Raw genomic sequence first — 20,376 nt, 5'->3', positions numbered from 1 at the left:
GCAAAACCTTTCATCAATGATCGTTACAAATCTAGCGGCCAAACCTTTAATGCGCCAGATAATTCTGACGTGCCGAGCAGGCGCTGCGTTTCCTCGTTGTCGCCAACTGCGTAGGATAGGCGCCCTGATTAAAGGGGGAATCGTCTGTGATCGAGGTCGTGCTGTATTTGCTGCTGGGCGCTGCGCTGGGCACCTTGGGAGGATTATTCGGCATTGGTGGCGGCTTGATCGCGATTCCGGTGTTGGGGGTATGGTTCGGCCTGGACCAGCAGATCGCCCAAGGCACGGCATTGGTGATGGTGGTCCCGAACGTGATGCTGGCGCTGTGGCGTTACCACCAACGCAATCGCATCGAATTGCGCCATGTCTTGCCGTTGGCCTCCATGGGGTTCTGCTTCGCGTGGCTCGGTTCCCTCTGGGCCGTAGGCGTTGATGCAGAAAGCATGCGGATTGGCTTCGTGGTGTTCCTGATTGTTCTGGCAGCCTACAACCTTATCCGAATGTTCGCCGCGACGGCGCCGGCTTCGGCACAGATGCGTCATGGCTGGCCATGGCTTGGTGTGCTAGGCGCAGCGTCGGGGACAATGGGCGGGCTGTTCGGCGTTGGCGGGGCCGTTGTCGCCACGCCGATTCTTACCAGCGTATTCGGTACAAGCCAAGTGGTCGCCCAGGGCTTGTCCTTGTCTCTGGCGCTGCCGAGCACGGGCGTGACGCTCGCCACCTATGCGTTTCACCATGAGGTGGACTGGTCGATCGGCCTGCCGCTGGCAGTCGGCGGGTTGATGAGCATCAGTTGGGGCGTCAAGGTCGCCCACGCCTTGCCAGAGCGATTGCTGCGTGGGCTGTTCTGCGGTTTCCTGGTGCTGTGCGCGGTGTTGCTCTTGTTTAAAGTTTGAAGCCTTCGACGATGTGCTCGGCCAGGCATTCAGTGATCGGCGACGGATTGTGCAGGTTGCGGATCAGCATGATGCTGGCTTCGGGCAGCTCCGGCAGGTTTTCGGCCTCGCCGAGGACGCGCATGTCAGGTGTCAGCAGGCTTTCCAATTGCGCGGTGATCGCCAGGCCCGCGCCGACCACCGCCATGAGCGCGGAAAGGCTCGAGCTGTTGTACGCCACGCGATAATCGCGGCCCATGGCATCCAGCGCGTTGCAGGCCCATTGTCGACAGAAACAATCACTGTTGAACATCGCCAGCGGCAGCGGTGTTTGTTCATGGACGTTGAAACAGGCGGCTTCGGCCCAGACAAAACGCTCCTTGCGCAGCAACTGGCCAATTTCATCGCCTGGCTTGCGGGTGACGATGGACAGGTCGAGGTCCTGGCGCAGCAACAACTGCTTGGACGATTCGCAGTGCACTTCGATCTCGATCAGCGGATAGAACTGGGCGAAGCGTTGCAGGATCCCGGGCAGGAAGCGCATGACGTAATCGTCCGGCGTGCCGATGCGCACGGTACCGACCATGTGCGGTTCGCGCAGGGTATTGAACACTTCGCTGTGCAGCTTGAGGATCCGCCGGGCATAACCCAACAAGACCTGGCCTTCAGCGGTGAGCTTGACCTGGCGCCCGTCGCGCTCGAACAGGCGGCGCTGCAACACGTCTTCCTCCAGGCGCTTCATCTGCATGCTGACGGCGGACTGCGTGCGGTTGACCAGCTCACCGGCGCGGGTAAAGCCGCCCTGGTCGGCGATGGCGACGAAGGTACGCAGCACTTCCGTGTCGATGCTCGGGTAACTCGACAATTGATCAATCTCCGAGATGTATTGCATAAGAAACATTCGTTGGATTGATCTTAGCCTTGGCGCGAGACTAGAGCCATACCCAACGGAGGACATCACGATGAAAGGTCAAAAAGGTTATCTACTGATCGATAAATTCTCGTCCCACGGTTTTTCGCTCGGCGCGCTGTTGCACAAGTTTAGCCGCTGGTACGAATTGCACCACGAGCGCGAATTGCTGGCTTCGATGAGCGACGAGGCGCTCAAGGACATCGGCGTCAGCCGTGCAGATGTAGAAAAGGAAGTGGTTCGGCCATTCTGGGATGACCCGATGCACAAATGAGCCATCCTTCCCTACACAAACCGCTTAATGGTGAGGTAGGTTGCGAGCAGAGAAGGAGATCTCCATGCCCGCGACTCTGTCCTTTACCCTCAAACAGGCCCGGCGTCTGGCGTTGGCCGCCCAAGGATTCAATGGGCGGTTACCGCCAGCTTCGGTGAAAGCCTCGCACGTCAATCGCTTGATCGAACGCCTCGGCGTGCTGCAAATCGATTCAGTCAATGCACTGGTGCGCTCGCACTACCTCCCGCTGTTCTCACGCCTTGGTCCTTACCCACGCGATTTGCTCGACCAGGCCGCCTGGAGCCAGGGACGTCGCCGCACGCTATTTGAATACTGGGGTCACGAAGCGTCGCTGCTGCCGATGTCGATGTACCCGCTGATGCGCTGGCGCATGGAGCGAGCGGCCCGTGGCGAAGGGATTTATCAGCAGCTGGCGCGTTTCGGCCAGGAGCGCCAGGACGTGATTCGCCGAGTGCTGCAATCGGTTCGTGAACAAGGTGCGGTCGGCGCGGGCAGCTTGTCCACGCGCCAGGAAAAGGCCGGTCCCTGGTGGGATTGGAGCGCCGAGAAACACGCGCTGGAGTGGCTCTTTGCGGCAGGTGAAGTGACAGTGGCGGGGCGGCGTGGCTTCGAGCGGCTGTATGACTTGCCGGAGCGGGTGCTGCCGGACTCGATTTTGCAGTTGCCGCAGCCGGACGAAGCCCAGGCCCAACGCGCTTTGCTCCTGCACGCGGTGGATGCCCTGGGCATCGGCAGCGAAAAAGATTTGCGCGACTACTTCCGCCTCGGTCCGGCCGAGAGCCGTGCCCGGCTGGCCGAACTGGAAGAGACCGGTGAGCTGGTGCGTTGCCAGGTCCAGGACTGGAAGCAGCTGGCCTGGTGTCGACCGACTGCGACAATCCCTCGCAAAGTGGCATCCAGTGCGCTGCTCTCGCCGTTCGATTCGTTGGTCTGGGAGCGCAGCCGCACCGAGCGCTTGTTCGACTTCCGTTATCGCCTGGAAATCTACACGCCAGAGCACAAGCGAGTGTATGGCTATTACGTACTGCCGTTCCTGCACAACGAACGGATCGCCGCTCGGCTGGACCTGCGGGCGGAGCGGGCCTTGAGTCGCCTCGCGGTGCATGCCGTGCACGAGCAAGCGCCTGGGCTGGACGAAGAGGCCTTGCAGGCGCTGGCGCTGAATGTGCGGCGCATGGCCGATTGGTTGGGGTTGGAGAGGGTTCAGCTCAATTGCCGGCGGGACGAGGGCGTTCGATTGGCCAGCGCCTTGACGCAGGTCGGCGGCGCTTGAGCGGGCGCTATCGCGAACGTGCTCGCGATAGCGGTTTGACAGGCAATGAAGCGCCTAGCGCTTGACCTGCTTCAACGTCTCGGCGATCAAGAAGGCCAACTCCAGCGACTGGTCGGCGTTCATCCGTGGATCGCAGTGAGTGTGGTAGCGGTCCGACAGGCCGTCCTCGGTAATCGGTCGCGCGCCGCCGATGCATTCGGTGACATTCTGCCCGGTCATTTCGATATGAATGCCGCCGGCATAGGTGCCTTCGGCTTCATGGACCTGGAAGAACTGCTTCACTTCGCCAAGAATCTGCGCGAAGTCCCGGGTCTTGTAGCCGCTGCTGGCCTTGATGGTGTTGCCATGCATCGGGTCGGAGCTCCACAGCACTTGCTTGCCCTCACGCTGCACGGCGCGCAACAGCGGTGGCAGGTGCTCAGCCACCTTGTTGGCGCCCATCCGCGCGATGAGGTTCAAGCGACCGGGGTCGTTGTCCGGGTTGAGCACATCGATCAGGCGGATCAGGTCGTCAGGGTTCATGCTTGGGCCAACCTTGACCCCGATCGGGTTGTTCACCCCGCGCAGGAATTCGACGTGGGCGCCGTCCAATTGACGGGTACGGTCGCCGATCCACAACATGTGGGCCGAGCAGTCGTAATAGTCATTGGTCAGGCTGTCACGGCGCACGAAAGCCTCTTCGTAATTGAGCAGCAGCGCTTCGTGGGCGGTGAAGAAACTGGTTTCGCGCAATTGCGGCGAGCTGTCCATGCCGCAGGCGCGCATGAACGCCAGGGTTTCATCGATGCGGTCGGCCAGGTGGCTGTATTTTTCCGCCAGGGCTGAGTTGGCGATGAAGTCCAGGTTCCATTTGTGCACCTGGTGCAGATCGGCAAAACCGCCTTGGGCAAAGGCCCGCAGCAGGTTCAAGGTGGCGGTGGACTGGTGGTAGGACTGCAGCAACCGCTCCGGATCTGGAACCCGGCTTTTTTCATCGAAGCCGATGCCGTTGACGATGTCGCCCCGGTAGGCAGGCAGTGTCACGCCATCGATCGTTTCATCGTTGGCCGAGCGCGGCTTGGCGAATTGCCCGGCCATGCGCCCGACCTTGACCACCGGGCAGCCGGCGGCAAACGTCATGACGATCGCCATTTGCAGCAACACCTTGAAGGTGTCGCGGATCTTGGCTGCCGAGAACTCGACGAAGCTTTCGGCGCAGTCGCCGCCCTGCAACAAAAAGGCCCGACCCTGGGTGACCTCGGCAAACTGGCGGCGCAACTCCCGGGCTTCACCCGCAAACACCAGCGGCGGATAGCTGGCCAGGGTCTGCTCGACCCGCAGCAAATGCGCCGCATCAGGGTATTGGGGTTGTTGCTGGATCGGCAGGGCGCGCCAGCTGTCAGGGCTCCAGGGTTGGCTCATCGTGATCTCTAGGTGGTTTACGCTCGGACGCTCATGTTATCAGCAAATTAGTGCGTGACCTGTTCCGCTTGCTTCGCCGACAATCGCGCTTTTGCCCCGTATGCGTGGGCTCAAGCCGGCCCGGCAACCACAGGAGATGAAATGACAGAGGAGCGCGTCGAGCATCTGCTCGCCGAGGTGCATGACCAGTTCGGCATGATTCGCGTGTTCGAGGTGGCCGACTACCGGTTTCTCGAATTCGGCGATGCCATCGAGCAGAGCTGCGTGTTCACGGCCGATCCGAGCTGGCTCGAATATGACTACACCCGCGCCATGCTCATCGGTGCGTTGTGTCACGAGCAGCCGGAGAGTGCGCTGTTCCTGGGCTTGGGCGCCGGCACGCTGACCCAGGCGTGTCTCAAGTTCCTGCCATTGGAAGACGTCGAGGCCATCGAGCTGCGGCCCGATGTGCCGCGCCTGGCTATCGAATACCTGGGGTTGGATGACGATCCGCGGTTGTACATCCGCGTCGGCGATGCCTTGGAGCTGCTCGAAACAGCGGAGCCGGCGGACTTGATCTTCGTCGACCTCTATACCGATGTCGGTCCCGGTGTCGGGCACCTGGCGTGGGGTTTCCTGGAAAACTGTCAAAAACGCCTCAATCCGGGCGGCTGGCTGGTGATCAACCAATGGGCCACCGACGATGGCAAGCCTCTGGGCGCGGCGCTGTTGCGCGGCCTGTACCATCGGCACTATTGGGAATTACCGGTGAAGGAGGGCAACGTGATCCTGATCGTCCCGGCGGATCTGGATCAGGAACTGGATATGGACGCACTGATATCCCGAGCCGAAGGGCTGGCGCCGCGATTGGGTTATTCATTGCATTCATTGATCAAGGCCATTCGCCCGGCGACCTGATCAGGCAAAGCAGTTCCCCTGTGGCGAGGGAGCTTGCTCCCGCTGGGTCGCGAAGCGGCCCCCTTCGATTTCAGATATCAACCCAAGCGTCTGCTTCGCAGCCGAGCGGGAGCAAGCTCCCTCGCCACAAGGGCCAAGCCGTCTGGAGATGAACCGTTTTAGCTGGCGGCCCAAGGCCTTTTGGCAGAGAGCCCTATAACGGGGTTTGCCGATAAAAAAAGCTCCCTTCTTGGGCAAATTCCGGTATAGTGCGCGCCGGCCTTTAGCCGGGCCGCGTCAAGGTAGCGCAATTCTCCGAAGTCAGCTTCGGTTGCATGTCCGCACAACGGATGCTTCCAAGACGTTCTTTATTCATTCATTCGTTTTCGCAAATCCCCGCCGACAAAGCAGCCAGGGCGACTCTTGAGTCTCAACACGGCATGCGCAGCTTTGGAGCATGGGTCTTTGCGGATGCACTTAGAGGCAGACCCATGACCCAGGAAACCGGCGGCTTCGCCGCTTTTAATCTCAACCCGAACATTCTGGCAGCCGTCATTGCGACCGGCTACGAAGAACCTTCGGCGATTCAGCAGCAATCGATCCCGATCATCATGGCCGGCCATGACATGATTGGCCAGGCGCAAACCGGTACAGGTAAAACCGCTGCGTTCGCCCTGCCGATCCTGCATCGCATCGATCCTGCCAAGCGCGAGCCGCAAGCCCTGATCCTGGCGCCAACCCGTGAGTTGGCGCTGCAAGTAGCCACTGCTTTCGAAACCTACTCCAAGCAAATGCCTGGCGTTACCGTTGTGGCCGTTTACGGCGGCGCCCCGATGGGCCCACAGCTGAAAGCCATCCGTAATGGCGCGCAGATCGTTGTCGCCACCCCGGGTCGTCTGTGCGACCACCTGCGTCGTGACGAGAAGGTCCTGGCTACCGTGAACCACCTGGTTCTCGACGAAGCCGACGAAATGCTCAAGCTGGGCTTCATGGATGACCTGGAAGTCATCTTCAAGGCCCTGCCGGCAACTCGCCAGACGGTATTGTTCTCGGCCACCCTGCCGCAATCGATCCGTGCCATTGCCGAGCGCCACCTGCGCGATCCGCAACACGTGAAGATCCAGACCAAGACCCAGACCGTCACCGCGATCGAACAGGCTCACCTGCTGGTTCACGCTGACCAGAAGACTTCCGCCGTTCTCAGCTTGCTGGAAGTGGAAGACTTCGACGCCCTGATCATGTTCGTGCGCACCAAGCAAGCGACCCTGGACCTGGCCAGCGCCCTGGAAGCCAAAGGCTACAAAGCCGCTGCGCTGAACGGCGACATTGCCCAGAACCAGCGTGAGCGCGTGATCGACTCCCTCAAGGATGGCCGTCTGGACATCGTTGTGGCGACCGACGTTGCTGCCCGTGGCCTGGACGTTCCGCGCATCACCCACGTGTTCAACGTGGACATGCCGTACGATCCGGAATCCTACGTGCACCGTATCGGCCGTACTGGCCGTGCTGGTCGCGAAGGCCGTGCGCTGCTGCTGGTCACCCCGCGTGAACGCCGCATGTTGCAAGTGATCGAGCGTGTCACCGGGCAGAAGGTGGCTGAAGTTCGCCTGCCGGACGCCCAGGCCGTTCTCGATGCCCGCATCAAGAAGCTGACCAACAGCCTGTCGCCGCTGGTGGCTGACGCCGAGTCGACCCACGGTGATCTGCTCGATCGCCTGACCGCCGACATCGGTTGCACCCCACGTGCCCTGGCCGCTGCGCTGCTGCGCAAGGCTACCAACGGTCAGGCGCTGACCCTGGCGGCAATCGAGAAGGAACGTCCGCTGGTGCCGAACAGCGCACCGCGTGGCGATCGTCCAGAGCGTACCGGTGATCGTCCGGACCGTGGTGATCGCGAGCGTCGCGCGCCGATCCCGCTGGCCGAAGGTCGTGCTCGCTGCCGTACCGCGCTGGGTGCTCGTGACGGCATTGCCGCCAAGAACCTGCTGGGCGCCATTCTCAACGAAGGCGGCCTGGCCCGCGAAGCCATCGGTCGCATCCAGGTGCGTGACAGCTTCAGCCTGGTGGAATTGCCGGAAGATGGCCTGGAGAAGTTGTTGACCAAGCTCAAGGACACTCGTGTGGCCGGCAAGCAGCTCAAACTGCGCCGTTACCGCGAGGATTGATCAGCCTGCGGGTTGATTGATCGAGCATAAAAATCCCCGACTGGTTCGGGGATTTTTTTGCCTGTCGTTTGGTGTTCCCTTAGGCTATTGGTCAATCGAACCGATAAATGTCCATCCCCAGCGCTCCCATCGTGAAGCCCTCATGGGCGACGCTGAATTTTCCACCGGCCCCTCGGGCAAAATACAGCGGCAGCAAGTGTTCGTCGCTGGGGTGGCTGCGTACGGCGTGGGGCGCTTGGCGACGGTAGTCGTGCAGCACCGGCTCGTCGTCGACCGTCAGTTGTCCGACCACCCAATCGCGGAAGGCCTTGGCCCACGGCTCGACGCTGTCAGGACCGGCGTTCCAGTCCAGGTCGCGCAGGTTATGCGTGATGCTACCGGAGCCGATCAGCAGGGTGCCCTGCGCCCTTAGGCTTGCCAGGGCCCGGCCAACCTGCGTTTGTAACATCGGGCCCTGGCGGCTGGGCAGGGAAATCTGTATCACCGGAATATCTGCCGCGGGGTACATCAAGGAGAGCGGCACCCAGACGCCGTGATCGAATGGCCGCGCCGAGTCGAGACGCGCCGGCAAGTGCGCGGTAACAAGCAGGCCGGCCACGCGTGCAGCCAGTTCCGGGTCTCCGGGCGCAGGATATTGCACCGCGTACAAGGCTGGCGCAAACCCACCGAAATCATGCCAGGTGCGCGGCTGTGGGTTGGCGTTGACCCGCAGTTCATCGCTCTCCCAATGCGCCGAGACAATCACAATGGCTTTGGGCCTGGGCAGTTGCGCGGCCAGGCGAGCCAATGCCGGGCCGCTTTCACCGGGTTCCAGAGCAAGCATGGGTGAGCCATGGGAGATAAACAGGCTGGGCAGCATGGGCGTGCTCCTGAGCGTTAAGATATGCCATCTTCTGTCAGGTCGATGATCCAGATCTAATATAAGTTTTAACCTGTTTTGATCGATATTTTGGAGCGAATACCATGGAGCCGGAGTTTTGGCACAAGCGTTGGTCAGCGAACCAGATCGGTTTTCACCTGCCGCAAGTAAACCCTTATTTGCAGCGCTTCTGGCCGCAACTGGGATTGCCCTTGGGAACTCGGGTGCTGGTGCCTCTGTGCGGCAAGACCTTGGATTTGCCGTGGTTGGTGCAGCAAGGGTGCTCGGTGCTGGGCGTGGAGCTTTCGGAGAAAGCCGTCAGCGATTTTTTCCTCGAGCAGCAGCTTGAGCCGAGCGTGACGGAAGAGGGCGCGTTCAAGGTGTTTCGAGCCGCAGACATTGAAATTCGCTGTGGGGATTTTTTTGCGCTGACGTCGGCGGATGTGGCGGATTGCGCGACGCTGTATGACCGCGCTGCGTTGATCGCCTTGCCCGCGCCAATGCGCGAGCGGTACGTGGCCCATCTGCAGAGCATTTTGCCGGACTGCGTCGGGCTGTTGATTACGCTTGATTACAACCAGGACGAAATGCCTGGACCGCCGTTTTCCGTTGGGCATGACGAGGTACAGCGGTTGCTGGGTGCAGCCTGGCAATTGGAGATCTTGCAGGAACAGGATGTGCTGGGAGAAAGCTGGAAGTTCTTGCAGGCGGGGGTGAAACGTCTGGAGGAGCGGGTATATCTCATATCCCGTCGCTGATGAGGATCTTTGCTCGCAACGCCTGACCAGCAGCAAAAAAAAGCCCGTATCGCTGCGGGCTTTCGTTTGAGGCTCTGGCTATCAGCCGCGGCGACGCAGCGCGTCGATACGCTCTTCCAGCGGCGGGTGGCTCATGAACATGCGAGCCAGGCCCTGCTTGATGCCACCGTTGATACCAAAGGCATTCAGGGTGTCGGGCATGTGCACCGGCAGACCTTGCTCGGCGCGCAGGCGCTGCAGGGCGCCAATCATGGCGCTGGTGCCGGCCAGGCGTGCTCCGGCGTCGTCGGCGCGGAATTCGCGTTTGCGCGAGAACCACATGACGATGGCGCTGGCGAGGATGCCCAGGACCAGCTCGGCGAAAATGGTCGCCACGTAATAGGCGATACCCTGGCCTTCTTCGTTCTTGAAGATCACTTTGTCGACGAAGTTGCCGATGATGCGGGCGAAGAACATCACGAAGGTGTTTACCACGCCCTGGATCAGCGCCAGGGTCACCATGTCGCCGTTGGCAACGTGGCCGATCTCGTGGGCCAGCACGGCCTTGACTTCATCGGGCGAGAATCGCTCAAGCAAGCCCTGGCTGACGGCGACCAGTGCGTCGTTCTTGTTCCAGCCGGTGGCGAAGGCGTTGGCCTCGTAGGCTGGGAAAATCCCGACTTCCGGCATCTTGATCCCGGCTTCGCGCGACAGCTGCTCGACGGTTTGCAGCAGCCATTGTTCGTGGCGAGTGCGCGGCTGGCTGATGATCTGGGTGCTGGTGCTCATCTTCGCCATCCACTTGGAGATGAACAGCGAGAACAGGGAACCGGCGAAACCGAACACCGCACAGAAGATCAGCAGCTGATTGAGGTTGAGATCAACCCCGTTGGCCGCCATGAACCCGTTGAAGCCGAAAAGGCTCAGGGTGATGCTGGCAATCAGCACGACCGCCAGGTTAGTGGCCAAGAACAGCAGGATGCGCATCATGGTGGTGGAAATCTCCTCATGCTAAAGATGTAGCGTTATGCGGGGTATATAAGGTGCTGCCTCAGGCTATTCAACTCGCCTACTATTTCAAACTGTGTCCTACAGGCGTCCTAAATGCTTGAAAGACTTTTCCGAAAGTGATTACGGAAAAGGAATGCGGCGCCGCTGCCCTGTGAACGTTGGCCCTGGCCGACCATCCGTTCTGCATCTCTGAGTGTAGAAGGGCTGCCGAAGCCAGCGGAACGGATATGTTGCTGAATCAAACAGCGTGCGAGCGAGGCCGCTCGCACGCGCTCCGGGTCACTGGCGGTAGGACTTGAGGAAGTTGCCGATGCGGCCAATGGCCTGGTCCAGGTCATCGACCCGCGGCAGGGTCACCACGCGGAAATGATCCGGCCATGGCCAATTGAACGCCGTACCCTGGACGACCAGCAGCTTCTCGGACAGCAGCAGGTCGAGGACAAACTTTTCATCGTTATGGATCGGGCAGACCTTCGGGTCGATCCGTGGGAACGCATACAAGGCGCCCATCGGCTTGACGCAGCTGACGCCAGGAATGTTGTTGAGCAGTTCCCAGGTGCGATTGCGCTGTTCCAGCAACCGGCCCTGGGGCAGGACCAGGTCGTTGATGCTCTGGTAGCCACCCAGCGCCGTCTGGATCGCGTGCTGGCTCGGCACGTTGGCGCACAAGCGCATGTTGGCCAGCATGTCGATGCCTTCGATGTAGCTCTGGGCGTGATGCTTGGGACCGGAGATGGCGATCCAGCCGGAGCGGAAGCCGGCGACGCGATAGGACTTGGACAAGCCGTTGAAGGTCAGGCATAGCAGGTCCGGCGCCAGGGAGGCGGTGCACACGTGCACGGCGTCGTCGTAGAGGATCTTGTCGTAGATCTCGTCGGAAAACACCACCAGGTTGTGCTGGCGGGCCAGCTCCAGCATGCCCAGCAGCACCTCTCGAGAATACACGGCGCCGGTCGGGTTGTTCGGGTTGATGATCACCAGCGCCTTGGTGTTTGGCGTGATCTTGGCCTTGATGTCCGCCAGGTCAGGGAACCAGTTCGCCTGCTCGTCGCACAGGTAATGCACCGGGTTACCGCCGGACAGGCTCACGGCGGCGGTCCACAACGGGTAGTCGGGGGCTGGCACCAGCACTTCGTCGCCGTTGTTGAGCAGGGCCTGCATGGACATGACGATCAGCTCGGACACGCCGTTGCCCAGGTAGATATCCTCGATGCCGATGCCTTCGACCTGCTTTTGCTGGTAGTACTGCATCACCGCCTTGCGCGCGCTGAACAAGCCCTTGGAATCGCTGTAGCCCTGGGCGGTCGGCAGGTTGCGGATGACGTCCTGGAGGATCTCATCGGGCGCTTCGAAACCAAAGGGCGCCGGGTTGCCGATGTTCAGCTTGAGGATGCGGTGGCCTTCCTCTTCCAGGCGCTTGGCGTGCTTGAGCACCGGGCCGCGAATGTCGTAGCAGACGTTGGCGAGCTTGTTCGATTTGCTGACCTGCATGGCGATGTGTTCCCGAAAATGAACGATCCAGGCGGCGTATGAACTACCGTACTGGGGATCCTGCGTCTGTGCCCAGGCCTGACGCGATAGATGCGCCACAATCCGTTTGAATGCGCATGGCGTGACTGCCAGACTGGCATCTGACGAGGCGCAATCATACGTGCCGCCCGATCTGCGGAAAAGCGTCGGATCGGGCTTTTTCAATTGCCGAGGTAGGACGATGGAAAAGTTGCAGAAAACCCTTGAGGAATGGCGTGCGATGCTCGATCCGGAGCAGTACAACGTCTGCCGGTTGAAAGGCACCGAGCGGCCGTTCTCCGGTAAATACAACGCGACCAAGACCGACGGTGTGTACCACTGCATTTGCTGCAACGAACCGCTGTTCGATTCCCAGACCAAATTCGATTCCGGCTGCGGGTGGCCGAGCTTTTACGCGCCGCTCGAAGGCAGCGCGGTGGTAGAGGTGCGCGATGTCAGCCACGGCATGATCCGCACCGAAGTGGTCTGCGCCAAATGCGATGCGCACCTGGGCCACGTCTTTCCGGACGGTCCGCCGCCTACCGGCCTGCGGTATTGCATCAACTCGGTGTGCCTGGATCTCGTGCCACGCGAATAAGAATGGCTCAGTCCTTCGCCAGAAGGGCATTAGCAGAGGTTGGAGCAATTAAATTGCACACAATTTAATTGCTCGCTATCTTCCTGATTCCCACTTCTTTCTGGAGCCACCCCATGACCGACAACCTGTTGAGCATCCCTTGCACGACCATCCAGGGCGAACAAAAGACCCTCGCCGATTTCGCCGGCAAGGCGGTACTGGTGGTCAATACCGCCAGCCAGTGCGGCTTCACCCCGCAGTACAAGGGCCTTGAGACGTTGTGGCAGTCCTACAAGGACCAAGGGCTGGTGGTGCTGGGCTTTCCCTGCAACCAATTCGGCAAGCAGGAACCGGGTAACGAGGGGGCGATTTCCGAATTTTGCGAGCTCAACTTCGGCGTGAGTTTCCCCTTGTTCAAGAAGGTCGAAGTCAACGGTGCCAACGCTCATCCGCTGTTCGTCCAGCTCAAGCAGCGGGCGCCGGGTCTGCTGGGGTCCAAGGGCATCAAGTGGAATTTCACCAAGTTCCTGATTGGCAAGGACGGTCAGGTGGTCAAGCGCTTTGCCCCGACCACCAAGCCTCAGGATCTCACCGCTGAGATCGAAACCCTGCTCAAATGAACCCGCTGCCAGTCGATTCGCTGAAGCTCGACAGCCAGTTGTGCTTCAAGCTGTACGCCGCATCGCGGGCAGTGATTCGAAGCTACAAGCCGATGCTTGACCAACTCGGCCTGACCTACCCCCAATACCTGGTGATGCTGGTGCTGTGGGAATGGCAGGACAACCCGCCGGAGCAACCGACGGTGAAGGCGTTGGGGGAACGTTTGCTGCTCGATTCCGGCACGCTGACGCCGCTGCTCAAGCGTTTGGAACAGCTGAAGCTGGTCCAGCGCCAGCGCTCGGCCCGTGATGAACGGGAGATGCATCTGAGCCTGGCCCAGAGTGCAAAGGCCCTGCGCGAGCAGGTCGGTCCGCTCAAGGCCCGTTTGCTGTGCGATAGCGGGATCGACCTGGCTCGAGTGGGTGAGCTGCGCGACGGCCTGGACCATCTGCTGGCGCAGATCAAAGTGCTGACGTAGTGGGCACCCACTGATCCAGCAGTGCCGCCAACTCTTCGCGACGGAACGGCTTGGACAAATAATCGCTCATGCCTGCGGCCCGGCAGCGTTCGCGCTCTTCAGGCATCGCATTGGCGGTCAGGGCGACAATCGGCAGGTTCGGCCAGCGCCCGCTGCGGCGAATCTGCCGGCTGGCTTCGTAGCCGTCCATGACCGGCATGTTGCAATCCATTAGCACCAGGTCGAAATCCTGCTGTTCGAGCTGGTCCAGGCCTTCGGCGCCGTGGGCCGCGACGACCACTTCGCACCCCAGCTTCACCAGCATGCCCTTTGCCACCAGCTGGTTGACGGGGTTGTCTTCCACCAAAAGCACCCGTCCACGCCGGGAGGGGGTCTGCGCCTCGATTTGTGCGTCATCGATCGTGGTCGCCTCGCTTTGCAGGGAGCGGCGCAGGATCTGATAAAGCGCATGGCGCGCCAAAGGCCGGGCCTGCTGCAGCAAGGGGGCGAGGGCGGTTGCTTCTTCGCTGGGCATGAAGCTGCCGTAGGCGGTGACCAGCAGGATAGGGGCGTCGAAGGTGGGCCGCAAGTTGAACAGGCATTCCGGACAGTCGGTGATCAGGATGTCCGGATTGAGGCCGAGCAGCCCGTCATCCGCCGTGCGTTGTACATAATCCAAGCCCCAGCCGGGCAACAGCATGCCCAACAATTCGGCCAAGCCGCTGCTGGCGGTAGTAATCGCGACGACGTTGCCACGCAAGGATTCGACGGGAGGCGCAGGGGTGTGGCAGGGCAGCGGCAGCTCGGCGCAGAACTGGCTGCCGAAGCCTGCCTCGGAACTGATTGTCAACCGGCCCCGCATGGCTTCGCAGAGGTTGTAGGTCAGTGCCAGTCCCAGCCCGGTGCCGCCAAATTGACGGGTAATGCCAGCTCCGGCCTGGGTGAACGGCTGCAGGATGCGAGCCTGGGCTTCCTGTGGAATGCCGATACCCGTGTCGCAGATCTCAATTCGCACGCCACCGTCGTAATGGCTCAAGCGCACATCTACCCGGCCGAACCGAGTGAACTTCAACGCGTTGGACAGCAGGTTGCTGACGATCTGGCGAACGCGGGTCGGGTCACCCAAGACTTGCGCGGGGAACTGCGGTTCGATCAGGCACGCCAGCTCGACGCTCGGGGCGGCATTCTGGGAAAGCAGGTTGGCCGTGTCTTCGACCAGGGCGCCCAGGTCGAACGGGATGCGCTCGAGCTCCAATTGGCCTGCGTCGAATTTGGACAGGTCGAGGATGTCGTTGAGCAATTCCACCAGGACCTTGCCCGAGTCATGGGCAATCGACAGCTGTTGCTGTTGTTCGGCCGTAAGCGGGCCGTCCAGGGACAGGGCAATCATCCCCAGCAGGCCGTTGAGCGGCGTGCGGATCTCGTGGCTCATGTTGGCCAGGAACGCCGAGCGCGCGTCGGCCATGTCCAGGGCGGTACGCCGGGCAACCTCCAGTTCCTCGTTGGACTGGCTGAGGCGGGCATTGATGGCCTTGAGTTCGGCGGTGCGCGCCGAAACAATGGTTTCCAGTTGCGCCAGGTAGTCGGTGAGGCGGTTTTCAGCCGTGCGCCGCTGCTGGATTTCGGTGGAGATGTTTTCGAACTGCTGGTTGGCGACTGACACCAGTACGCCGATCTCGTCGTACTGGTGGCCGGAAGGACACTCCAGCGGAGTCTGTTCGCTGCTGCTGGGGTCTCGGCTGCTCAGCTCGCGGATGACCCGCACCAGCGGCTTGGTCAGCATGACGTAGAACAGGGCCAGCAACAGCCCGGTCAGGATCAGGCTGCGGGCGAAACCATTGAGCAAGGTGATTTCGGCCCGGCGCAGGAAGCGACTGCCGAACGAATAGGTGTCGACGTCAAGTCGCAACACACCCAGGGACTCGCCGGGCAGATGACTCAAGTACAGCCGGTCCTCGAACTGGCGTTGGGCGCCGAACAGAAAGTCGCTGATGAACCGGTAGCTGCTTTGCAATTCGGGGCGTTTGACGCTTGCCAGTACGGTGTTGGTGTTATCGATCAGTTCGGCGCCGATGATGGCCGGCGAGCGCAACAGGCCCAGGGCCAGCTCCTGGGCGAGTTCGGCATCGATGTTATAGGCGATGCGCGAGGCCGGGTTGTGGCTGATTTCCAGCAACGAAAGGATTTCCCGGTTGATCGACGCGTCTTCGCTGGCATAATCGATGCCGATCTGCACCAGGCTCAGCAAGGTGCCCAGCACGAAACCCACCAGGACGGTCAGTCGGGCCTGCTTGTACGACAGCCGTTGGGTGAACCTGATGTCCATTGAATGGTGAACCACTTACGTTTCCCTTCGCCGGTCAAGCATAGCTGATCATCTCTGAATGTCGGTGTGGCGGGTGTGTAGTGTTTGAACAGACCCGCCATTGACGTCGTCGTTTCGTCGCTGAAGCGTCATCATTACCGTGAACTTGTCCGAGGAGAAGACGTGGACGCCCGATTGAATGCTTTTCTTGAGCGCGCCGATGCGGTGCTGGCCCGTATCGAGCCCCTGTTGCCCGCTCCACGACCCGCCATCGACTGGTCCCAGACCTTGGCTGCCCGTTGGCAACGCGACGGGCGCAGCGGTTTCCTGCTGCCGCTTGAAGTCAGTCTCGATATTGGTTTGTCGGACCTGATCGGCGTGGATCGCCAGGTGGAGCAGTTGGGCCGCAACACCCAACAGTTCCTCGATGGCATGCCGGCCAACCATGCGTTGCTCTGGGGCTCGCGTGGCACCGGCAAATCGTCGCTGGTGCGCGCCTTGCTGGCCGAACATGCCGGGCATGGCCTGCGCTTGATCGAGATCGAGCGCGATCACCTGGCCGATCTGCCCCGGGTGGTCGAGCAGGTGGCGAAACTGCCGCAGCGCTTCGTGTTGTTCTGCGATGACCTGTCGTTCGAATCCGGCGAGGGCGACTACCGCGTGCTCAAGAGCGTGCTTGACGGTTCCCTCGAGCAGGCGCCGGACAACGTGCTGCTGTATGCCACTTCGAACCGCCGCCATCTGGTGCCCGAAAAGGAAAGCGACAACGAGAACTGGAAGCGGGTCGACGGCGAGCTTCACCCCAGCGAAGCCGTGGAAGACAAGATCGCCTTGTCCGACCGTTTCGGGTTGTGGTTGTCGTTCTATCCGTTTACCCAGGAACATTTTCTCGACGTGGTAGAGCATTGGATCGGTGTGCTGGCCGCGAAGGCCGGGCTGGCCTGGCAACGTGACGAAGCGCTGGATATACAGGCGGTGCGCTGGGCGACCGGACGCGGCAACCGCAACGGACGTTGCGCCTATCAGTTTGCCCGCTATTGGGTGGGCCTTAAACTTCTGGAGCACAAGGCATGATCGATTTGACGAGCAGCGGGGAAGGCCTCGAAGGCTACGGGCTATTATCGGCACAATTGCAATCGCTGCTGGCCGATGAGCGGGACTTCATTGCCAATGCTGCGCAATTTTCGGCGTTCCTGTCCAGTCAGCTGGACGATCTGAATTGGGCCGGTTTTTACCTCAATCGTAATGACGAATTGGTGCTGGGCCCGTTCCAGGGCCAGATTGCCTGCGTGCGGATCCCGTTTGGCCGTGGCGTGTGCGGTACTGCCGCGGCGACGCGCCAGACCCAGCGCGTTGAAGATGTCCATGCGTTCGCCGGGCACATCGCCTGCGACAGCGCATCGAACAGCGAATTGGTGGTGCCGCTGGTCAAGGACGGGCGCCTGATCGGCGTGCTGGACCTGGACAGTCCGAAACTGGCGCGCTTTACCGAGCATGACCAGGCCGGCATTGAACAATTGGCCGCGATATTCCTGCGCTTGACCGATTGCTGATCACGTTTTCAATCCTGCCTTGGCCAGCAGACTGTCCGGGTCGATTTCGTCGATCTGGCGTGGGTCGAGGAACGCCTCGGCGTAATGCAGGTAGATCCGCTCGTCGACGAACAGCCCGAACAGCTCGGGATCGATATGGGCATCGCGGCACATCGTGGCCATGATGCCCAAGGCTTCACTCAGTTTCTTGGCCTTTTTGTAGGGCCGATCGGCTGCCGTCAGCGCTTCGAAAATATCGGCGATGGCCATCATTCGAGCCGGCAGGCTCATCTGCTCGCGCTTGAGTCGCTTGGGATAGCCGGTGCCGTCCATCTTCTCGTGGTGCCCCCCGGCGATTTCCGCGACATTTTCCAGGTGGCTGGGGAAGGGCAACTGGCTGAGCATCAGGATCGTCTGGACCATGTGATGGTTGATCACGTAGCGCTCCTCGCGTGTCAGCGTGCCGCGGGTAATGCTGAGGTTATAGAGTTCGCCGCGGTTGTATTTCCAGGTCGGCACATCGAGTTGGAAACCCCACGGATTGTCGGCCGGAATCAGCTCGGCCGGATGCCGTTCGAACAGATGTTCGGGCTTGTCCGCCAGCAGCGGTTCAGCGACGGGCAGCGTCGGCGTCGGCACGCGGGCCTGGCGCCGGTTTTCCTCCCAGGACACGCCCAGGCGATCGTCCAGGGTTCGGGTCCAGGTGCGTTTGGCGATGCGTTGCAGGCGTTGCAAGTCGGTGTCCGCCATGGCTTCGGAGCCCAGGTTGCAGCGTGCAACGAAGGCGAAGTCATCATCAAGGACGGCTAGGGCGGTGTCACGTCGTTGGGCCAGGAGAGAGGCTTCGCCACCGGTTGCCAGGGCCTGCCAATAGTCGACCCAGGCGTCGCGCTTGAGGACTTCGAAGCGGGTGCGAATTTCGTGGATACGATCGTTCAAGGTTTCCAGCTTGGTGGCTTTGTCCACCACATACTCGGGCGTGGTGACCTTGCCACAGTCGTGCAACCAGGCTGCGATGTGCAGCGCCTCCCATTCATCTTCCGTCGGCTTGTAGCCTTCGAATGCCGGTGCCTGGCTGGCGGCAGCCGCCTGGGCGAGCATGAGCGTCAGGGCCGGTACTCGCTGGCAGTGGCCGCCGGTGTAGGGGCTTTTGGCATCGATCGCGCCGGCGAGCAGTTGGATGAACGAGTCCAGCAATTGCTTTTGCCTGGCTTGCAGGCGCTGGCTTTCGATGCTCACCGTTGCGGTGCCCGAGACCGCCTGCAAGAAAGCGATGCGGTCTGGCTGGAGCTTTTCCAGGTCGGCTTCGGTGCCGGTGTCAGTGATCAATAGCACTAGCGCGCCGACGGTTTCCTGATGACGGTTGCACAGGCGTATGCCGATCAAGTGCACACGGGGGGCGTCCAGTGCCAACAGCACGCTACGCAAGTCGGCGGCCTGCTCGAAGCCCAAGGAAGACACCAGGGTTTGCGCGGCACCCAGTTCCCGGAACCACTGCGGGCTGTCCGAGGCATCCAATGCATAACCTTGTAGCGCGAAGGCCTGAAGATCCCGAGGCGCTCCATTGATGACCATTCCGTACGGCTTGATCTGCTCGCCGTCGTTTTCGCGCAGGTAGATCAGGCCGGCCTGGGCCTGGGCGATTTTCACGGTCTCGAACAGCACCCGCTCCAGCAGTGGGGCGAAACGGGTTTCGGCGCGCAGGCTGGCGGTGATCTCGAAAAAACTCGCCAGGGTTTCTTTCATGCGGGCCATCGAAACGCCCAGTTGGTCGACCTCCAGCACAGGGGAGCGACGGGACACCGGGTAACTGAAATTGAAGCTGCGGATGGCGTCGGCTTCCCTTACCAACCCGCGCAACGGCTTGACCAAAATCCGCGATGTCAGCCAGCCCAAAGGCAGGCACAACAGCAAGGTGGCCAGGGTAATCAGCGCGCCTTGCCAGCGCAGGCGATAGGCATCGGCCAGCAACTCGTCCTCCGGCACCAGCAAAGCCAGTTGCAGCCCCTCTGGCCCACCCTCCTGCATGTGGCTGCGAGAGACGATCCACTGGCGGCCGGCCGCCTCCAGGCGGGGCATGTCACTGTCGTTGTCGAGCGCGGCGGCGATGGCCGGGTGCAAGTCACGCGCCTTGATCAGATGTGCCGACTGGTTGTCAGTGACCAGTCGCTCGCTGTCGGGGTATCCCACGGCGTTGCCTTGAGGGTCTATCAGGGCGATCTCGGTGCCGGTCGTTACCTTGTGCTTGGCCAGCGTCTGGGACAACGCGGCCAGGGTCAGGTCAGCGCCGATGACCGCTCGCTCGCCGCTGCGTCGGGCGAGGGTCGTGCCGATATTACGGCTGGAAAAAAACACGTAGGGTTCGGTGGTGATCTGCTCCGTGGTGTCCATTGCGCTGCGAAACCAGCCCCGACTGCGTGGATCGTAGTCTTCGTCGAGGTGATCCTGGCGGCTGATCAGTGTCAGTGCCTGATCATAGAACAGCGACTGGGAGTGAACCGAACCTGCGTCGCCTGGGCGCTCGACGGTCCACACCTCGTAGAACGCGTTGGCCGGTGCTCTCAGGGCGCTTTTAGAGGCTTCGGTGCGCAAAGATCGAACCATCAGGAAATTGCCGTCGCGATCGCCCAGGTAGAGCGATGCCAGGTTCGGATTGTCCCGCAGTGCCTGGCTGAAAGGACCGAGCAGGGCCAGTCGTTGCGACATCTGGGGCATGCGTGTTGCTGGGTAATCGGCCAGCAGGCCGAGCAAATGGCGGATCGGTTCGTAAGTGTCGTATAGATCCAGGCGCACGGTCTGTTCGATTCGATTGAACAGCTTTTCACTGCTGGACAGGATGATCTGCGTGGTCTGTCGATAGTTGAAGACGCCCAATACCACGCCGGTCAGCAGCAGGAGCAGCGTGAACATCACGCTGATATGGACGTGCAGGGGAAACCTGCGTTTTTCCGGACGCGGTGCGCTGGGCATTTCCGTCACTCCAAGTGTTGGGGG

General features: G+C 61.1%; 18 protein-coding genes. 11 read left to right on the top strand and 7 right to left on the bottom strand.

Annotated elements, in window-relative coordinates; genetic code table 11:
• Positions 1 to 146 precede the first annotated feature (146 nt).
• Positions 147 to 896 (top strand): sulfite exporter TauE/SafE family protein, encoded by a 750-nt coding sequence (locus tag J3P82_RS17320; RefSeq protein WP_434557927.1) that lies wholly within the window; start codon positions 147 to 149, stop codon positions 894 to 896.
• Here J3P82_RS17320 and J3P82_RS17315 read toward each other — a convergent pair.
• The gene (locus J3P82_RS17315; protein WP_030141879.1) at positions 886 to 1,740 is read right to left on the bottom strand and encodes a LysR substrate-binding domain-containing protein; all 855 of its coding nucleotides are present in this window, start codon (positions 1,738 to 1,740) and stop codon (positions 886 to 888) included. The genes J3P82_RS17320 and J3P82_RS17315 overlap by 11 nt on opposite strands.
• Positions 1,741 to 1,837: 97 nt before the next feature.
• Between J3P82_RS17315 and J3P82_RS17310 the strand changes: the two genes are divergently transcribed.
• Positions 1,838 to 2,059 carry a DUF1127 domain-containing protein gene (locus J3P82_RS17310; RefSeq protein ID WP_434557926.1) on the top strand — a complete coding sequence of 74 codons (222 nt, stop codon included), beginning with the start codon at positions 1,838 to 1,840 and terminating at the stop codon, positions 2,057 to 2,059.
• Between the two features lie 64 nt (positions 2,060 to 2,123).
• Positions 2,124 to 3,353, top strand: coding sequence for a winged helix-turn-helix domain-containing protein (locus J3P82_RS17305; RefSeq protein WP_434557925.1), 1,230 nt, complete (start codon positions 2,124 to 2,126; stop codon positions 3,351 to 3,353).
• 54 nt (positions 3,354 to 3,407) lie between these two features.
• Here the strand turns inward: J3P82_RS17305 and J3P82_RS17300 are convergent, their stop codons facing one another.
• Complete coding sequence (locus tag J3P82_RS17300; protein WP_434557924.1) at positions 3,408 to 4,754, bottom strand: class II 3-deoxy-7-phosphoheptulonate synthase; 1,347 nt, start codon at positions 4,752 to 4,754, stop codon at positions 3,408 to 3,410.
• A gap of 141 nt (positions 4,755 to 4,895) precedes the next feature.
• Between J3P82_RS17300 and J3P82_RS17295 the strand changes: the two genes are divergently transcribed.
• Together J3P82_RS17295 and J3P82_RS17290 are read left to right on the top strand one after the other, a co-directional pair.
• Positions 4,896 to 5,651, top strand: coding sequence for a spermidine synthase (locus J3P82_RS17295; RefSeq protein WP_434557923.1), 756 nt, complete (start codon positions 4,896 to 4,898; stop codon positions 5,649 to 5,651).
• 470 nt (positions 5,652 to 6,121) lie between these two features.
• A complete protein-coding gene (locus J3P82_RS17290) occupies positions 6,122 to 7,795 on the top strand; it encodes a DEAD/DEAH box helicase (RefSeq protein ID WP_434557922.1) in 1,674 nt (557 codons plus the stop codon).
• 91 nt (positions 7,796 to 7,886) lie between these two features.
• Here J3P82_RS17290 and J3P82_RS17285 read toward each other — a convergent pair whose 3' ends face one another.
• Positions 7,887 to 8,654, bottom strand: a complete 768-nt coding sequence (locus J3P82_RS17285) for a DODA-type extradiol aromatic ring-opening family dioxygenase (RefSeq protein ID WP_434557921.1) — start codon at positions 8,652 to 8,654, stop codon at positions 7,887 to 7,889.
• Between the two features lie 104 nt (positions 8,655 to 8,758).
• Here J3P82_RS17285 and J3P82_RS17280 point away from each other — a divergent pair, with 104 nt between their 5' ends.
• Complete coding sequence (locus J3P82_RS17280) at positions 8,759 to 9,412, top strand: thiopurine S-methyltransferase (protein WP_434557920.1); 654 nt, start codon at positions 8,759 to 8,761, stop codon at positions 9,410 to 9,412.
• An 81-nt stretch (positions 9,413 to 9,493) separates the two neighbouring features.
• Here the strand turns inward: J3P82_RS17280 and htpX are convergent, their stop codons facing one another.
• Positions 9,494 to 10,381 (bottom strand): protease HtpX, encoded by an 888-nt coding sequence (gene htpX / locus J3P82_RS17275; RefSeq protein WP_003199411.1) that lies wholly within the window; start codon positions 10,379 to 10,381, stop codon positions 9,494 to 9,496.
• 300 nt (positions 10,382 to 10,681) lie between these two features.
• Positions 10,682 to 11,893, bottom strand: coding sequence for a pyridoxal phosphate-dependent aminotransferase (locus tag J3P82_RS17270; protein ID WP_434557919.1), 1,212 nt, complete (start codon positions 11,891 to 11,893; stop codon positions 10,682 to 10,684).
• Between the two features lie 220 nt (positions 11,894 to 12,113).
• Here J3P82_RS17270 and msrB point away from each other — a divergent pair, with 220 nt between their 5' ends.
• The 3 genes from msrB (at position 12,114) to J3P82_RS17255 (ending at position 13,566) form a co-directional block, all read left to right on the top strand.
• Positions 12,114 to 12,509 carry a peptide-methionine (R)-S-oxide reductase MsrB gene (gene msrB / locus J3P82_RS17265; RefSeq protein ID WP_434557918.1) on the top strand — a complete coding sequence of 132 codons (396 nt, stop codon included), beginning with the start codon at positions 12,114 to 12,116 and terminating at the stop codon, positions 12,507 to 12,509.
• A gap of 113 nt (positions 12,510 to 12,622) precedes the next feature.
• On the top strand, positions 12,623 to 13,108 hold the full coding sequence (locus J3P82_RS17260; RefSeq protein ID WP_434557917.1) for a glutathione peroxidase: 486 nt from the start codon (positions 12,623 to 12,625) through the stop codon (positions 13,106 to 13,108).
• Entirely contained in the window at positions 13,105 to 13,566 is a 462-nt protein-coding gene (locus J3P82_RS17255) for a MarR family winged helix-turn-helix transcriptional regulator (RefSeq protein ID WP_434557916.1), read from the top strand. Before J3P82_RS17260 ends, J3P82_RS17255 begins: the two co-directional genes overlap by 4 nt.
• Here the strand turns inward: J3P82_RS17255 and J3P82_RS17250 are convergent.
• Positions 13,550 to 15,871, bottom strand: a complete 2,322-nt coding sequence (locus J3P82_RS17250; RefSeq protein ID WP_434557915.1) for a response regulator — start codon at positions 15,869 to 15,871, stop codon at positions 13,550 to 13,552. The two genes, J3P82_RS17255 and J3P82_RS17250, sit on opposite strands and share 17 nt — an antisense overlap.
• 162 nt (positions 15,872 to 16,033) lie before the next feature.
• Between J3P82_RS17250 and J3P82_RS17245 the strand changes: the two genes are divergently transcribed.
• Together J3P82_RS17245 and J3P82_RS17240 are read left to right on the top strand one after the other, a co-directional pair.
• Complete coding sequence (locus tag J3P82_RS17245) at positions 16,034 to 16,924, top strand: ATP-binding protein (RefSeq protein WP_434557914.1); 891 nt, start codon at positions 16,034 to 16,036, stop codon at positions 16,922 to 16,924.
• A complete protein-coding gene (locus J3P82_RS17240; RefSeq protein ID WP_434557913.1) occupies positions 16,921 to 17,403 on the top strand; it encodes a GAF domain-containing protein in 483 nt (160 codons plus the stop codon). Before J3P82_RS17245 ends, J3P82_RS17240 begins: the two co-directional genes overlap by 4 nt.
• Here J3P82_RS17240 and J3P82_RS17235 read toward each other — a convergent pair whose 3' ends face one another.
• A complete protein-coding gene (locus J3P82_RS17235; protein ID WP_434557912.1) occupies positions 17,404 to 20,352 on the bottom strand; it encodes an HD domain-containing phosphohydrolase in 2,949 nt (982 codons plus the stop codon).
• Between the last annotated feature and the right edge of the window lie 24 nt (positions 20,353 to 20,376).

This window comes from Pseudomonas sp. Z4-20 (assembly GCF_051131955.1).
In the GTDB taxonomy this organism is placed as follows: Bacteria; Pseudomonadota; Gammaproteobacteria; order Pseudomonadales; family Pseudomonadaceae; genus Aquipseudomonas; species Aquipseudomonas marvdashtae.
This window is presented reverse-complemented; position numbering and strand designations above follow the sequence as displayed.